The 15,247-nt window shown below is 39.2% G+C and carries 10 protein-coding genes; 7 read left to right on the forward strand and 3 right to left on the reverse strand.

Going from position 1 to position 15,247, the window contains the following annotated elements; translation table 11 throughout:
• Positions 1-4 precede the first annotated feature (4 nt).
• From FFJ24_RS16815 to FFJ24_RS16825, 3 genes are all read left to right on the forward strand, one after another.
• A complete protein-coding gene (locus tag FFJ24_RS16815) occupies positions 5-1,027 on the forward strand; it encodes a YihY/virulence factor BrkB family protein (RefSeq protein WP_138818304.1) in 1,023 nt (340 codons plus the stop codon).
• A 233-nt stretch (positions 1,028-1,260) separates the two neighbouring features.
• Positions 1,261-1,488: a UPF0175 family protein gene (locus tag FFJ24_RS16820; RefSeq protein WP_246862639.1), complete on the forward strand. Its 228-nt coding sequence runs from the start codon at positions 1,261-1,263 to the stop codon at positions 1,486-1,488.
• Positions 1,457-1,936: a DUF3368 domain-containing protein gene (locus FFJ24_RS16825; protein ID WP_210419387.1), complete on the forward strand. Its 480-nt coding sequence runs from the start codon at positions 1,457-1,459 to the stop codon at positions 1,934-1,936. Before FFJ24_RS16820 ends, FFJ24_RS16825 begins: the two co-directional genes overlap by 32 nt.
• Positions 1,937-2,132: 196 nt before the next feature.
• On the opposite strand, the gene FFJ24_RS16830 is transcribed toward FFJ24_RS16825, so the two are convergent.
• Entirely contained in the window at positions 2,133-4,004 is a 1,872-nt protein-coding gene (locus FFJ24_RS16830) for a DNA topoisomerase IV subunit B (protein ID WP_138818306.1), read from the reverse strand.
• Positions 4,005-4,444: 440 nt separating this feature from the next.
• Between FFJ24_RS16830 and FFJ24_RS16835 the strand changes: the two genes are divergently transcribed.
• The 3 genes from FFJ24_RS16835 to FFJ24_RS16845 all read left to right on the forward strand — a co-directional run bounded on the left by FFJ24_RS16835 (position 4,445) and on the right by FFJ24_RS16845 (position 7,980).
• A complete protein-coding gene (locus FFJ24_RS16835; RefSeq protein ID WP_138818307.1) occupies positions 4,445-5,782 on the forward strand; it encodes an APC family permease in 1,338 nt (445 codons plus the stop codon).
• Positions 5,783-5,974: 192 nt separating this feature from the next.
• Positions 5,975-7,309: an MFS transporter gene (locus FFJ24_RS16840; RefSeq protein WP_138818308.1), complete on the forward strand. Its 1,335-nt coding sequence runs from the start codon at positions 5,975-5,977 to the stop codon at positions 7,307-7,309.
• 47 nt (positions 7,310-7,356) lie between these two features.
• Complete coding sequence (locus tag FFJ24_RS16845) at positions 7,357-7,980, forward strand: hypothetical protein (RefSeq protein ID WP_138818309.1); 624 nt, start codon at positions 7,357-7,359, stop codon at positions 7,978-7,980.
• Positions 7,981-8,065: 85 nt separating this feature from the next.
• On the opposite strand, the gene FFJ24_RS16850 is transcribed toward FFJ24_RS16845, so the two are convergent.
• On the reverse strand, positions 8,066-9,778 hold the full coding sequence (locus tag FFJ24_RS16850; RefSeq protein ID WP_138818310.1) for a RagB/SusD family nutrient uptake outer membrane protein: 1,713 nt from the start codon (positions 9,776-9,778) through the stop codon (positions 8,066-8,068).
• A 15-nt stretch (positions 9,779-9,793) separates the two neighbouring features.
• Positions 9,794-13,063: a TonB-dependent receptor gene (locus FFJ24_RS16855; protein ID WP_138818311.1), complete on the reverse strand. Its 3,270-nt coding sequence runs from the start codon at positions 13,061-13,063 to the stop codon at positions 9,794-9,796.
• A gap of 569 nt (positions 13,064-13,632) precedes the next feature.
• On the opposite strand from FFJ24_RS16855, the gene FFJ24_RS16860 reads away from it, so the two are divergent.
• On the forward strand, positions 13,633-14,934 hold the full coding sequence (locus tag FFJ24_RS16860; protein WP_138818312.1) for a DEAD/DEAH box helicase: 1,302 nt from the start codon (positions 13,633-13,635) through the stop codon (positions 14,932-14,934).
• The last annotated feature ends 313 nt before the right edge of the window (positions 14,935-15,247 follow it).

The raw sequence follows: 15,247 nt of genomic DNA on the forward strand, positions 1-15,247 counted from the left end.
TTCGATGAAAGTAATCACCAGGATCAAAAACTTCTTTATTGCGCTTTATCACCTATTTATTGCTGCAGGAAAAGGTTTTGTTGAAGATAGGGTCACTAAATTAAGTGCTTCACTTGCCTATTACACCATTTTTTCACTTACGCCGCTAATCATTATCCTCCTGTCGGCTGCAACTTTATTTTTAGGCGATAAAAAAAATGAAGAAACAAGAGGGAAATTTTTCGGACAGGTTACCGAACTGGTTGGTAAAGATGCTGCCGGCCAAATACAGGGTTTTGTAGAACATGCCAATAAAACAGGTCAGTCTACTTTTAGTTTAATAGTAGGTATTGTGGTGCTGATTATAGGTTCGACGGCCATTTTCATAGAAATTCAGGACAGTATCAATATGATCTGGAAAGTAAAGGCCGTACCCAAAAAGGGTTGGATAAAAATGCTGACCAACAGATTATTATCATTTTCGTTGATTGTTTCGATGGGCTTTTTATTACTGGTATCGCTGGTTGTAAATAGTGTAGTGGTGGGTTTGGGTTCTAAATTGGCCAGTCTGCTTTCAAGGAGCAATATAAACGAAGTTATTCCGGTTGCAAATGATACCATGGCGCTGATTATTTATATCCTGAACAACGTCATCACACTGGCAGCAGTTACCGCTGTATTTGCTGTTATTTTTAAAGTATTACCAGATGTGATCATCCGCTGGAAATCGGCAATAATTGGCGCATTATTTACTGCTGTTCTTTTCAGTTTAGGTAAATACCTGATCGGGATTTATATCGAAAAAGGTAATCCAGGTTCTGCTTTTGGCGCCGCCAGTTCTATCATTGTTATTTTATTGTGGATTTATTATACATCTATTATCTTGTATTTTGGGGCAGAATTTACCCAGGCTTATGCCGAAAAATATGATAACGGCATCTCTCCTAGTAAATATGCAGTGTTCACCAAAATTACCATCGTAGAGAAAAAGGTAGATGTGCTGCCACCGCAACATCCGGAGGATACGGTGAATGCCCCTAAGGAATAATTACCATTTGAGATTATAGCCGTCATCTTGAACTTGTTTCAGAATCTTTTCAAAAAACGATCATCATTACCAAATGCTTTTTTTAGAATATAAATAACTGAATAACAGATTGATATAAACCATCATTTCGACCACAGCAGATAAATCCTTGCTTTTAAAATTGGAGTAGTAAACCTATCAGCGTACATTTTGTTTTAAATTTTAATAATCTGTATCTTTATATAATGACTACAATGACCATACAAGTTCCTGATGCCCTTGAGAAAGAGCATGATGAGACAACGCGCCTTATTGCAGCCAAACTATATGAAGCAGGTAAGCTTACCTTAAGACAAGCCGCTGAAATGTGCCAGATGAAAAAATGGGATTTTGCTGAAATCCTGATCAAGTATAATGTCCATTATCTCGACGAAGGTGCGACTGAAGATCTTGAAACATTCAGAAATGCTCTTAAAGGATAAAATTGTCATTACCGATGCTAGCTGTTTCATTACGCTGGACAAAATAGATGGTATAAATTTACTCCACTCCCTGTACAAGCAGGTAATAACAACTCCCGAAATAGCTGCTGAATTCGGCAAAAGACTACCTGATTGGGTTGACGTAAGAGCGGTATTGAATCGTGGCTTGTTATATGACTATGCTGAAACTGTAGATATTGGCGAAGCGAGTGCAATGGCTCTTGCAACAGAAATCCGTGCAGATTTACTTATTATAGATGATGCGAAAGCCAGGAGATTTGCTAAAAAGCTTGAGCTTAATATTACAGGTACAATTGGCGTGATACTTAGCGCAAAACTTAATGGCATTATTCCCGCTGTTAAACCCTATGTCACAAAAATACAGCAAACTAATTTCAGGATTTCTGATTGGTTGACTTTACAAATTCTTAAAGACGCTGGAGAATAGTGCTATTGCAATTTCATGTGAATGATCTCGAAGTATCGTCAATTCGACCGCAGTGGAGAACCCGAAGGCTCTGCGAAGCAAAATCTTTCAAATTAGATTTCAATAACTTGGTCAAAGATCTCTCCATTTCGCTGCGCTACAGTCGAGATGACGACCATTCCATTGGAGTCCGTCAATGGTAACAGAGTCGAAGGATTTATGCTACCTCTTCACTAATCACTTTAGGTTCTTCAGTCACTTCGTCTTTCTCTACCCTCAGGTTACGGATAATGTGCTGTTGCCTGTCTGGCGTATTTTTACCCATGTAATATTCGAGCAGGCTCTTAATGGTTTGATCTTTTAAAATCACAGGGTCTAACCTGATATCTTTTCCAATAAATAATCCAAATTCATCGGGCGAAATTTCGCCTAAACCTTTAAATCGCGTTATTTCTGGTTTATTGCCTAGTTTTTCGATTGCATTTTTACGCTCTTCGTCACTATAACAATAAATGGTTTCCTTTTTATTCCGAACCCTGAAAAGCGGCGTTTGTAAAATATAAACATGACCAGCTTTTACCAGATCAGGGAAAAACTGAAGGAAGAAAGTCATCATTAACAAACGGATATGCATACCGTCTACATCAGCATCTGTTGCAATCACAATATTATTATAATGCAATCCTTCTAAACCATCCTCGATATTTAAAGCGTGCTGTAAAAGGTTAAATTCTTCATTTTCGTAAACTACTTTTTTGGTAAGCTCATAACAGTTAAGCGGCTTACCCTTTAAACTAAATACGGCCTGACAATCTACATCGCGCGATTTTGTGATCGAACCCGATGCCGAATCTCCTTCGGTAATAAACAAGGTAGTTTCATATCGTTTCTCGTGCGTAGTATTAAAATGCACTTTACAGTCGCGCAGTTTTTTATTGTGTAAGGACGCCTTTTTTGCCCTGTCATTCGCCAGTTTCTTGATGCCTGCAATATCTTTACGCTCACGCTCAGATTGCATAATTCTTTTCAGCAAGGCATCGGCAACATCTGGGTTCTTATGCAGATAATCGTCAAGCTCTTTTTTAACAAAATCGTTAATAAAAGTAGCTACCGATGGTCCTTCCGGTCCCATATTCTGCGAACCCAGTTTTGTTTTGGTCTGTGATTCGAAAACAGGCTCCTGCACACGTACAGAAATTGCCGCTATAATGGACGAACGTACGTCGGCCGCATCAAACTCTTTTTTGAAAAACTCTCTAACCGTTTTCACTACTGCAGCTCTAAAGGCCGCCTGGTGTGTACCACCCTGCGTAGTGTGTTGTCCGTTTACAAATGAGTGGTAGTCTTCGCCATATTGCTGACCGTGGGTCATGGCAATTTCAATATCCGGTCCAATCATGTGAATAATCGGGTAACGGATTTCTTCTGGCTTATTAAATTTAGAGAGCAGGTCGTACAGGCCTCGCTCTGAAAAATATTTCTGGTTGTTAAAATTTACGGTTAAACCCGTGTTCAAGAAAACATAGTTCCACACCATGCTCTCTACAAAATCAGGAATGTAATGGTAGTTCCTGAAAATGGTTTCGTCAGGATAAAAAGTAATTGCGGTACCATTGCGCTGAGTGGTATCGATAACAGGTTGCTCGTTTACAATTTCGCCTTTAGAAAATTCTACCTTTTTCGTTTTTCCATCACGGTAAGATTGTACGGTAAAACTGGTAGATAGTGCATTAACGGCTTTGGTACCTACCCCGTTTAAACCAACAGATTTTTGAAAGGCGTTGCTATCGTATTTACCACCCGTATTGATTTTGCTTACACAATCGATTACTTTGCCCAATGGAATACCGCGACCATAATCGCGCACATTCACCTTTTGTTCAGATAGTGTAATTTCGATGGTCTTCCCCGTTCCCATTACAAACTCATCAATAGAGTTATCTACAATCTCCTTTAACAAAACGTAAATACCATCATCCTGTGCAGAACCATCGCCAAGTTTACCAATGTACATTCCCGGACGAAGCCTGATGTGCTCTTTCCAATCTAGTGAACGAATACTGTCGTCGTTATAAATTACTTCTGCCATACTGTATTTATCTGTTCTTCAGTGAAAAACTTTGCATTTATAGGCCTGCAAAGCGATGAAGAATTTGTAGAAATAACCCTGATGATTGAAATAAAAATATTTTTAAATACGCTCTTCAGAATTATTATACAATAATAGATTTATTCTGTGAGGCTCGCAAAATAAAATTTCCACAAAAAGATGGAAGAGGTATTAGGTAAGATGGACGATGGCCAGATAGCAGGGCGATTGCAGATACTTCATGGTTTTATGGTTAATAGTTCAGTTCATGGCTAATAGTCAATAGCCTAGCGGCTGATGGTTCATGGTTTTTATAGGCAATTATTGATAACCCCTTAAGCTATCAATCATGAACCAAAAGACCATAAGTCAATCCCCCTCTTCCCTCTTACATCTTCCATAATTTCCCTATCTTCATCCCATATTCAAAATTCTATTTAATGCAACAAAAGAAACAGCTTTCGCTCTTCGATTTATCTATGATTGTGGTGAGTTTGGTTATTGGGATGGGCGTTTTCCGCACACCTGTAAACGTAGCAGCTAAGGCCCAGATTCCCGAACTGTTTTACCTGGCCTGGTTTATCGGTGGTTTTGTAGCCTTTTGCGGTGCATTAACTTATGCAGAAATTGGCTCTCGTTTTCCGGTAACGGGCGGGTATTATAAAATATTTTCTTCCGCTTATCACCCATCCATTGCATTTGCCATTAATTGTATCGTGATTATTTCGAGCGCAGCTTCTGTAGCAGCAATCTCAATTATTGGGGCAGAATACCTGAGTAAAATTATTTTACCGGTTGACAAGCAAACAGAAACTTATCGGGTAGCCATTGCCATTATTACGATCTTAACATTCTATTTCATTAACCTTTTCGGTTTGAAAGCAAGTTCTAAAACGCAAAATGTATTAACGGTAGTTAAAATCGGAATGATTTTAATGCTGATTTGCGCAGTATTTTTTGGCGGACAAACGCAAACAGTTACACCAATTTTTAAAACAGCAGCTGGCGCTTTGCCAACCTGGTCTGATTATGGAAAAGCTTTAGGCCTATGCTTAATTGCCGTTTCTTTTTCTTATGCAGGTTATGCACAAACCATCAACTTTGGTGGCGAAGTGAAAGAAGCCAAAAAAGTGATCCCACGTGCTATCATTATTGGCTTAACCATTATTGTAATGCTCTACCTGGCCATCAACTATGTGTATGTAAAGGTAATCGGTTTCGAAGCATTAAAATCGGCAGAAAGTATAGCCGCGATATTGGCCTCAAAAATCTTTGGCCCGGCAGGATTTAACGCACTTTCGGTAATTATATTTTTCTCTGTAATGGGTTATGTAAATGTAAATCTGTTAAGCAACCCCAGGGCGATGTTTGCCATGGGCGAAGAAGGTGCACTGCCAAAAATATTCAGCAGGATGAACAGAAAAACCGAGGTAATTACGATTAGCTTAACGGTTTTCACCTTGATTGCAGTGGTGATTATTTTCTATGCCAAAACCTTCGATAAGATTTTAAACTATACCATTTTCTTAGAGAGCATCAGTATGGCCAGTTCGGCTGCCACAATTTTCATCCTTCGAAAAAGAACAGCAAATCTTGATAAAAAAACTATCTATACTGTTCCTTTATATCCTATATTGCCTATTATATTTATTGCGGCTTATACTTTCGTGGCCTTTAGCATTTATGCCGATGATCCGAATGCGGCGCTGAACGGATTATATATTTTTGCAGGCTTTCTGGCGATTTATTTTGTAAGCAGGTGGTTTAATAAAAAATAGTTTTAATTTGAAAAGCAATTGCAGTGCTGGTCGGTTTCGATAGTCCCGCCATACGCTACAATCTTTTTGTTGTTGTCATCCTAAGCCTGTCGAAGGAGCTACAAAAAGTATTTCCGCTGCTGTCGGGTTTATGATTTAAGGCAAACCGTAGTAAAATAAATCTGCTAAACATAAAATAATTTTAAATAATTAATGAACAAAACACTCTCCTTAAAACAAGAAATTGCTTACGCTGCCGGTATGATTGGTTGGAGCACGATGACAAACATCATCATCGTAATGCTTCCCTATTTCTATCTGCCCCCAAGTAATGCTGGCTTACCACCTTTGGTGCCACAGCTTGTTTTGTTGGGTGCGTTTAATATCCTTTCTATTATTGCTGCATCAGGCAGGCTGGTAGATGCCATTTACGATCCTTTCATAGCCTCAAAGAGCGATGCGAGTACCAATAAAAACGGTCGCAGGATGCCTTTTATGAAATGGGCCATTATTCCGGCCATGCTTTTCTGCGGACTGGTTTTCTACCCCATCCAAAAAACGGAGAGCCTGCACAATGCCTGGTGGCTAACCGTCACACTTTGTTTATTTTTTGTATCGGTTACTACCTATATTATTCCTTATAACGCGCTGTTGGCAGAAGTAACCAACACACCAAGACAAAAAGTTAAGCTTTCCAGTTATCAGCAGGTTGGTTTTGTAATCGGAATCATTTTATCGGCTTGCACCAACAACTTTGCCGATCTGGTTGAGACTCATTTTCATGTAGCCAACCGCAGCGAAGCCATCCAGATCGCAATTTGGGGTTTGTGTATCTTATCCGGACTGGTGATGTTATTGCCTATTTTCTTCATCAACGAAAAGGAATTCTCGGTTGCGAAACCTACTCATGTGCCTTTATGGCCAGCAATTAAGAGCACCTTTAAAAACAGCAATTTTAAATATTACCTGATATCTGATTTTGCTTTTTACACGGCATTGAGCATTATTTCGAGCGGTTTATTATTTTTCTGTACCGTTTTATTGGGCCTGCCGGAATCGGAAGGCGGGAAATTTATGGGCGCCATGGTTTTGGCTTCTTTGTTATTTTATCCGCTGGTTAATTTTGGTTCGGCTAAAATAGGCAAAAAACCTTTTGTATTGCTTGCCTTTGGCGTGTTGTGCTTAATCTTTGTCACCATTTTCTTTTTAGGCAAATTACCCTTTGGCCCGCATACACAGATTTATATTTTGGTATTATCGGCATCGTTTCCATTAGCTGCTCTAGGCATTTTACCTACGGCTATTCTGGCTGATATCGCCCAAAGAGATACTTTAGAAACAGGTGAAAACCACGAAGGAATGTTTTTTGCTGTCAAATACCTTTTTGTAAAACTCGGACAAACCCTGGGTATTGCCATTTTCGCCATGCTTACCATTTACGGCAAAGATCCGGGCAATGATTATGGATTAAGGTTAAATGGCGTGGTAGGTTTCGGGCTGTGTTTAATCGCGCTTTTGGTTTTCAGCAGATTTAAGGAGGAGAAATAGTTTGGCGTTAAGCGTTTTGAGTTGGGAGTCGATGCAATCTAATAAATATGAATGAATCAATTATACAAAAAGACTTAAGGTTAAGGTATAAATCATTTTTAATTACCGAAAAAGGACTTCAGGTAAAACATAAGAGCCTGCTCCGTTCGGGAGAGTACCTATTAGCATACGAAAATGTTGGCACAAGAATTTATAAAGATAACAAGGGCATTTATGGACTGCTATTTTCATCAACATTACTGGGCTTGGTTTCCGTATTATTATACTTGTTAAGACATACTGGAGAAGGCGTTGATAGCTCAGTATACTTGTTCTATTTTGGAATATCGCTGATACTCTTTATTTTGTTTTTACTCACTTATAAACGGACCTTTTATTTAGTGAAATATGGCAATGTAGAAGCTATCGAATTTTTACAGAACAAACCATCCAAAGCAGAAGTTAACGCTTTTATTGAGGTGCTAAAAGTAACAAGGAATACATTTTTACTTAATAAATATGGGCAAATAAATTTCAGTTGTACCCTTGAAGAAAACTACCAGAACCTGGTGTGGTTAGCCAACAATGAAGTGATCAACAACATAGAATTTAATCTTATGGCAGATAAGCTAAATCAAGAAATGCAACAACAGCAGCCACGAAAAATGACTTTTGATTTTAGCCTGAATTAAAGATTAATTAAGTAAAAATACATGAATGGGCATACCAGTATTTAATACCATTACTCCACCCATGTATTTTATTTATATCAGTATCCTAATATCCCGGACTCTGTTTGAGTGTGCCTTTACTTCTATCAATCTGATCCTGAGGTAAAGGAAAATAATCGTCCCTGGCTTCGATGGTGATGCCTTTTAAGTAATTAAAGTATCCGCCTTCAAAAGCAAAATAGCTCTCAAGGGTTTGTTTGGCTATGCCCCAACGCACAAGATCGAAAAACCGGTGGCCTTCCATTGCCAATTCCAATCTGCGTTCAAAACGTACCGCATTTCTGGCATAAGTATCATTTGGGAACGATACATACTCACTAACTTTGTAAGCCGCAGCCGGCACACCGTTTATATCTCTGGGCGTTATTTTGGCTGCCCTGGCCCTCACTGCGTTTACCAACGTTAAGGCCCTGGCTAAATCGCCTTTTTCTACCGCACATTCTGCCGCCATCAGATAAACATCGCCTAAACGGATCAGATTCACATTTAATCCGGTTACATTGGTGGTACCTGGTGCAGTTCCGCTCGAAATCTGAGCAACATCAATGGTATTCTTAACAGCCAGAAAAGGACCGCCATTACTGGCATCACGAATCCAGGTATCGCCAGGCATTATACCCCAATCCCGATATGGAACACCGCGTCTTCCTATTGTCGATTCAATTCTTGGATCTAAAGGTAAGGTCTTGTCTACAGCATAATTTATTTTATCTGCTTCGGTTAACCCATAATCAGATTTATATGGATTAGTACGGTAGCTGCCATCCAATAGCGGTAACCCTACAGCACTTACTTTAAATGAATTGGCTAAATCTATAGTTGGCTGAAAAAAACCGCAGCAGTTAATAGGTGCATTTCCATAAGGAAAGTTAAGTATATCGCCTACATTGCCATTATCTCCGCCAGTACCATCTGTTCCAACAGAATGCTGAACAGACATAATGGTTTCTGGTCCGTCTTCTTTAGTGATATCAAAGTTATCGGAATAGGGCATATCAATCAGAGATGGTTTTGCCAAAATTACAGCATTCAACAAATCGTAGGCTTCAGGATATTTTTTTTGATATAAAAATACCTTTCCAAGATAAGCCTGAGCAGCATATTTATCTACCCTGCCCTTTTGATTTTTTGGTTTAGTTGTGCTTAAATTGGCAACAGCAAACTGAAGATCATCTACAATATTTGGATAAATATCTTTATCATTCGGAACAAATGTACCGCTTGTGGCTTCTGTAATGTATGGCACAACTTTAAATATCCGTACCAAAAAGAAATAATAGTGCGCCCGAAGTAATCTGGTTTCCCCCTGAATTTCCTTTGCGCGGGCATCGCTAAATTTTGCGGTACCTTGTCCGGCCTGGAGGTTGGCCAGAATTTTAAGGGTATTGTTACAACGTTGGATCCCTTCAAAACACCTGTCCCAAATATTCGATAAATTATCATTTGTACTGGTTGGCGCATGTTGCTCAATGGCATTCATTGGTGGCTGATCGCCAATCTCACTCCCTTTGTGTGCATTATCAGAAGCCACCTCGCCAAACAACCATTGGCTTGGTGCTGCGCCATAATTGCCATAAGTTCCGTTTACATTGCCATTGAGTAACCCATAGGCCCCTACCAGCAAACCTTCTACCCCATCTTGCGTAGTAAGCTGGGCTTCTGTTAATTCGCCTTGAGGCTGAAGCGTTAAAAACTCCTTTTTGCAGGAAAACGTACTGCAAATCAATAAGGAAAGAAGAATATATTTTATATGTTTCATTTTGATATCTTTTAATTAAAATCCAACATTAATACCGATTAAAAACTGACGTGGCGAAGGATAAACGCCTTTATCAACCCCAAGTGCCGAAAAAGTATCGGCAGGAGGACCCGAACTTCCTACAGAAGAAGAAGCATCTCTGGTTTGACTCACCTCCGGATCCAGACCTGTGTAATTGGTAATGGTGAAAAGGTTAGTAGCACTTACATAAACTCTGATTCTGGTAATACCCGATTTTGGCCCGAATGCTTTAGCTGTTGGAATTGAATAACCGATCTGTATATTCTTCAACCTTAAAAAACTACCATCCTGAACATAATAACTTGAAGAAGCCAGTTCAACATCTGATGCACCCACGTAAGCAGATGGGGTAAGGCTTGAAGAATTACTCGGACTCCAGGCGTTTAACAATCTTGTACTTTTAGCACCGGCAAAAGATGGAAAGTCAGTAAAATAGCGGGTCGCCTCAAACAAATCATTGCCTTGAACACCGTATAAGAAAGCGGAAATATCGAAGTTTTTGTAAGATGCATTTAAATTTACACCATAGGTAAAATCTGGATTCGGATTGCCGATAATGGTACGGTCTTTAGGATCGATTATACCATCGCCATTGATATCCTGGTAACGCAAACCGCCAACCCTTGCGCCTGCGTACGAAGGATTATTTTGAATGTCTGCTGTACTTTGATAGATTCCGGCTGTTTTGTATCCAAAGAAAGATCCGAAAGGCTCACCTTCCTGCAAAACACTGGTCTGTAAGCTTCTGTAATTGCCATAAATCTGATTAAAAATACCAGGCGCTAACCTCACAATTTTATTGTCGTTTTTGGAGAGATTTAAACCAATGTCAAATTTAAAAGGGTTATCTGCGCTTCTTCCGTAGTGATAAGCAACATTAAATTCGACCCCTTTATTGCTCATATCACCGATATTAACATAAGGCGAACTACCTAAACCAACTACGCTCGATGGTAATGGCAAATTATAAAGCATATCGGAAGTTTTTTTGTTGTACCAGTCTAATGATCCGTCAATGGCACCGCCAATTAGCGTAAAATCAAGACCAACATTTAAGGCTTTTAACGATTCCCATTTTACATCCGGATTTTGATAAGCATTTTGCCACACACCGGTAGTAAGGCCATTGCCTCCGCCAACAGCATAGGCTGAGTTAACAATAGAACTCTGGTATCTGTTGATGTATTGATATGGAGGTATTCGCTGGTTACCGGTTTGGCCATATCCAACCCTCAATTTTAAATCGCTGATCCATTTAACATCTTTCATAAATTCTTCTTCCGATAACCTCCATGCTGCACTCGCTGCCGGATAATAACCGTACTTGTTTGCAGGGCCGAAGTTAGAAGAACCGTCACGGCGAATGGTAACACTAGCCAGATAACGGTCATGATAAGAATAATCTGCTTTGGCAAATAGCGAGAAAAGGGAGCCAATTGATCCGTAACTCGAATTACTGATATTAGATGAACCTGTATTGAGGTAGTAATAATCCTGACTGCCTAAAATGAAGTAGCCATTTCTTCCGGCATTTAGCTGTCTTGATCGTGATCTGATGGCTTCAGTACCCACTAATACATTTACCCTATGCTTTTCATTAAATACTTTACTATAATTTAAAGTGTTGGTCCAGGTCCATTCGGTATTATACCCCTGATATTCGTTCAGGTTATTCGAATTGTTGCCTTCAGAAAATTCCAGGTTTGGATAACGCATAGATAAACCATTAAAGTTTTCATAACGCAAACCGAAATTGGTTTTTAATACTAATCCTGGAATGATATCGCCCTCCGCATAAACGTTTCCGAAAAAGAAATTACTTTTATTCTTATTGTCTTTTGCGCGATACAGAAAAGCAACAGGATTTTCAGCATTTCCCAGCTGGCTTCCGCGGCTACCGGCAAAATTTCCGGCAATGTCGTAAACCGGAATAATGGTAGGGATCCGGTATGCCCAGCCCAGTGCACTTCCCTGATCCTGATAATCACCAGAAACATTCGGGTTTACACCCAAACCAAAGCCTTCTGAATAGCTGTATTGCGCATTCTCACCAAAGCGAACCCTTTTATTAAATGCTGAAATATTGGTGTTCGATCTAAAATTGAACCGCTTAAATCCGGTGTATTTAATGGTTCCTTTCTGATCCAGATAACCACCAGAGAAAGTATAAGTTGCATTTTCTCCACCTCCTGTAGCGCTAAGCTGATAATTTTGAACAGGCGCGACTTCAGTAATTTCATCAAACCAGTTGGTACCCGCTTTATTTGCTTTTGTAATCTGATAAAAAAGATCAGGATCACGGCTATAGTTGTATTTAGAAGGATCTGCATCAGCAGCAGTAACATCCTGACCAAGGCTTAAACCGGCCACCAAATATTCTGGCAATACAGGAGTTGAACCAGAACCATAATTTTTTCCTGCTGCAACTGGTAGCCCCGCATTGGCATAACCGTCAAATATATACTGTGCATATTGCTGGGGATTCATCATTTCAGGAAAACTATTTTTTCTGGGAACCTGTGTACCATAATAAGAGTCGAGCGTGATTTTGGGTGCACCAACTATCCCTTTTTTAGTGGTGATGATTACCACACCATTATTTGCCCTTGAGCCATAAATAGATGCCGAAGACGCATCTTTCAATACTTGCAGGCTTTCGATATCATTCTGGTTAAGCCATGATAATTTACCTTCAAAAGGAACGCCATCAATAACATAAAGTGGTTCGTTGTTATTAATGGTACTGATTCCCCTGATTCTGATCTGTGGTGTTGAGCCTGGCGCACCGTCGTTTATAATCTGCACACCCGTTGCTTTACCTTGCAAGGCCTCTACCGCACTTGCAGCGGGTTGTGCTTTTAACAGTTCCATGTTAACCACAGCAACGGCACCGGTTAAATCCTTTTTCCGCTGAGAAGAATAACCGGTTACAATCACATCTGTTAAATTGTTATTCTCAGCCTGTAAAATAATAGTGATATTGGTCTGTTTACCCACTGCCACTTCTTTATTCCCGTAGCCAACAAAAGAAATCACCAAAATATCAGTAGGCTTTACATTCAAAGAGAAAGTTCCGTTGGCATCAGTAGTGGTACCTCCGGCGGCATTCTTAATTTTAATTGTGGCTCCAATAACAGGTAATTTGTCATCACTGGCAACAACTTTACCAGTAATTTTTGATTGGGCCATTGCACCAAGGGCAAATAGCATCCCCAAACACAAGAGAAGAAAACTCCTCTTGATACAAAATAGATTTTGTTTCATAGGTTTATAATGATTAGGTTAATAATGCGTACTCATACTTCTGATATCTGATAAACAGACAACATCAGTTTATTGTCTCTGTTAAGATGGTGTATTAATTAACTTGCTTTAAAGGATTTACCACCGCTAAAAGACGGAGGATGCAGGAAGAAGTGATTTCTTCTATTAGGGAGTAGTTTTTTTCTCATAAGTAGGTTGGTTAGGTAAGATTGTTAGTTGCTTTATTTATGATTTACATAGTGGTATTTTACAAATAAATATAAACTAGTGTAAAAAATACACTTATTTAAAATAAATATACATATAAAAAATAATTATACTACAAATTATATATATACAAAATACTAACTAAAAAGATTATGATGTAATATAATAGGCTTACACGCGTAATCAACATAATGATTGAGATTTACATTTATCAAAAAACACATTCTTTATACATTTTTTGTATCTTTGCACCTGAAGCAGGAATAAGGGCTTGCCATTCTGAATGGCATATTCTCTCCGCAAGTTAGTCCTTCAACAAATGATTGTTCTAGCTTCTTCGATAAATATTACACAGAAAATACATGTTATTCAAAGAATTAAACCTCATTGAGCCCATTTTAAAGGCCCTTGAGACCGAAGGTTATACACAACCAACACCAATACAGGAGCAATCCATTCCAACAATATTAAAAGGCAAAGATTTATTAGGTTGCGCACAAACAGGTACCGGAAAAACTGCTGCCTTTGCTATTCCGATGTTGCAGTTATTGCACGAAAAACACATCAACACCAAAGCAACTAAAAACATAAAGGCTTTAGTTTTAACGCCTACACGCGAGCTTGCCATTCAGATTGAAGAAAGCTTTAAAGCTTATGGCCGCCACTTAAACTTACGTCATCTGGTAATTTTTGGGGGTGTAAACCAACACTCGCAGGTCGAAGCCCTAAGAAAAGGCGTTGATATTTTAGTGGCAACACCTGGCCGTTTATTAGACTTAATGAACCAGGGATTCATTAGCTTAAATACCATTGAACTTTTCGTACTGGATGAGGCTGATCGGATGCTCGATATGGGCTTTATTCACGATGTGAAAAAAGTAGTAGCTAAATTACCAGCTAAACGTCAGACTTTATTTTTCTCGGCAACCATGCCAGATGAAATCCAGAAGTTGGCGAATACGATTTTATCTAGTCCGACAAAAGTAGAGGTCACCCCTATTTCTTCTACTGCCGAAACAATTGTTCAGTCGGTGTATTTTGTAGACAAACCTGATAAAAAGAAATTATTGATCCATCTTCTTGAAGATAAAAAGATCGAAACTGCTTTGGTTTTTACCCGTACCAAACATGGTGCAGACCGTATTGTTAAGGATTTGGCTCATGCTGGTATTAAAGCTGCTGCTATCCACGGTAATAAATCGCAAAATGCCCGTCAAAGGGCATTAACTGATTTTAAAGATAGAAAAATCCGTGTTTTGGTAGCGACTGATATTGCTGCACGTGGTATTGATATTGATCAGTTATCACATGTTTTCAATTTTGAGTTACCAAACATTCCTGAATCTTACGTTCACAGAATTGGCCGTACCGGTCGTGCTGGTGCAAACGGTATTGCGATTTCTTTCTGTGATGCAGAGGAAAACGAATACTTATTGGATATCCAGAAACTGATCAAAATTACGTTGCCAGTAGTTGACGACCACCCTTACCCGTTAAGCTGGGAAAGTATGTTAGCCAAAAATCAGGTTAAACGCAAACCACAAGCCCAATCTAAAGGCGGCGGCGGTGCTAAAAAAAGTGGTGATGGCAATATGAGTGGTAAGCCACGTAATGCCAGCAACAACAGGAGATTTGGTGGAAACAGAAAAAGAGGAGATAGATAGGCTTTTGAGGTGGAAGGCTGAAGGTTTAATTTATATTTAGCAACAAAATCCTGAACGATACATAGCTGAATAGGTATATTATTTACAAATTAATATCAGTGCAATCGTCATTTCGAGCACAGCCGAGAACCACGAAGTGCTCAGCGAAGCTAAATCTGCTAAGGAGATCTCTCCATTTCACTGCGTTTCAGTCGAGATGACGACCTTTCTATTGGGACCTGTCCCAAAGAAATAAAAAACCCGGATTACGAAACGTAGTCCGGGTTTTGTTTTTTATCGCTTTAGTCTAATCTGATAATCAATGAATTAAAAC

It is taken from the genome of Pedobacter sp. KBS0701 (genome assembly GCF_005938645.2).
Taxonomy (GTDB): domain Bacteria; phylum Bacteroidota; class Bacteroidia; order Sphingobacteriales; family Sphingobacteriaceae; genus Pedobacter.

What these genes read in the sequence shown, in the direction of transcription:
- FFJ24_RS16830 (WP_138818306.1), bottom strand. Translation starts at nt 4,004, where the DNA reads ATGGCAGAAGTAATTTATAACGACGACAGTATTCGTTCACTAGATTGG.
- FFJ24_RS16840 (WP_138818308.1), top strand. Translation starts at nt 5,975, where the DNA reads ATGAACAAAACACTCTCCTTAAAACAAGAAATTGCTTACGCTGCCGGT.
- FFJ24_RS16850 (WP_138818310.1), bottom strand. Translation starts at nt 9,778, where the DNA reads ATGAAACATATAAAATATATTCTTCTTTCCTTATTGATTTGCAGTACG.
- FFJ24_RS16815 (WP_138818304.1), top strand. Translation starts at nt 5, where the DNA reads ATGAAAGTAATCACCAGGATCAAAAACTTCTTTATTGCGCTTTATCAC.
- FFJ24_RS16860 (WP_138818312.1), top strand. Translation starts at nt 13,633, where the DNA reads ATGTTATTCAAAGAATTAAACCTCATTGAGCCCATTTTAAAGGCCCTT.
- FFJ24_RS16855 (WP_138818311.1), bottom strand. Translation starts at nt 13,063, where the DNA reads ATGAAACAAAATCTATTTTGTATCAAGAGGAGTTTTCTTCTCTTGTGT.
- FFJ24_RS16835 (WP_138818307.1), top strand. Translation starts at nt 4,445, where the DNA reads ATGCAACAAAAGAAACAGCTTTCGCTCTTCGATTTATCTATGATTGTG.
- FFJ24_RS16820 (WP_246862639.1), top strand. Translation starts at nt 1,261, where the DNA reads ATGACCATACAAGTTCCTGATGCCCTTGAGAAAGAGCATGATGAGACA.
- FFJ24_RS16845 (WP_138818309.1), top strand. Translation starts at nt 7,357, where the DNA reads ATGAATGAATCAATTATACAAAAAGACTTAAGGTTAAGGTATAAATCA.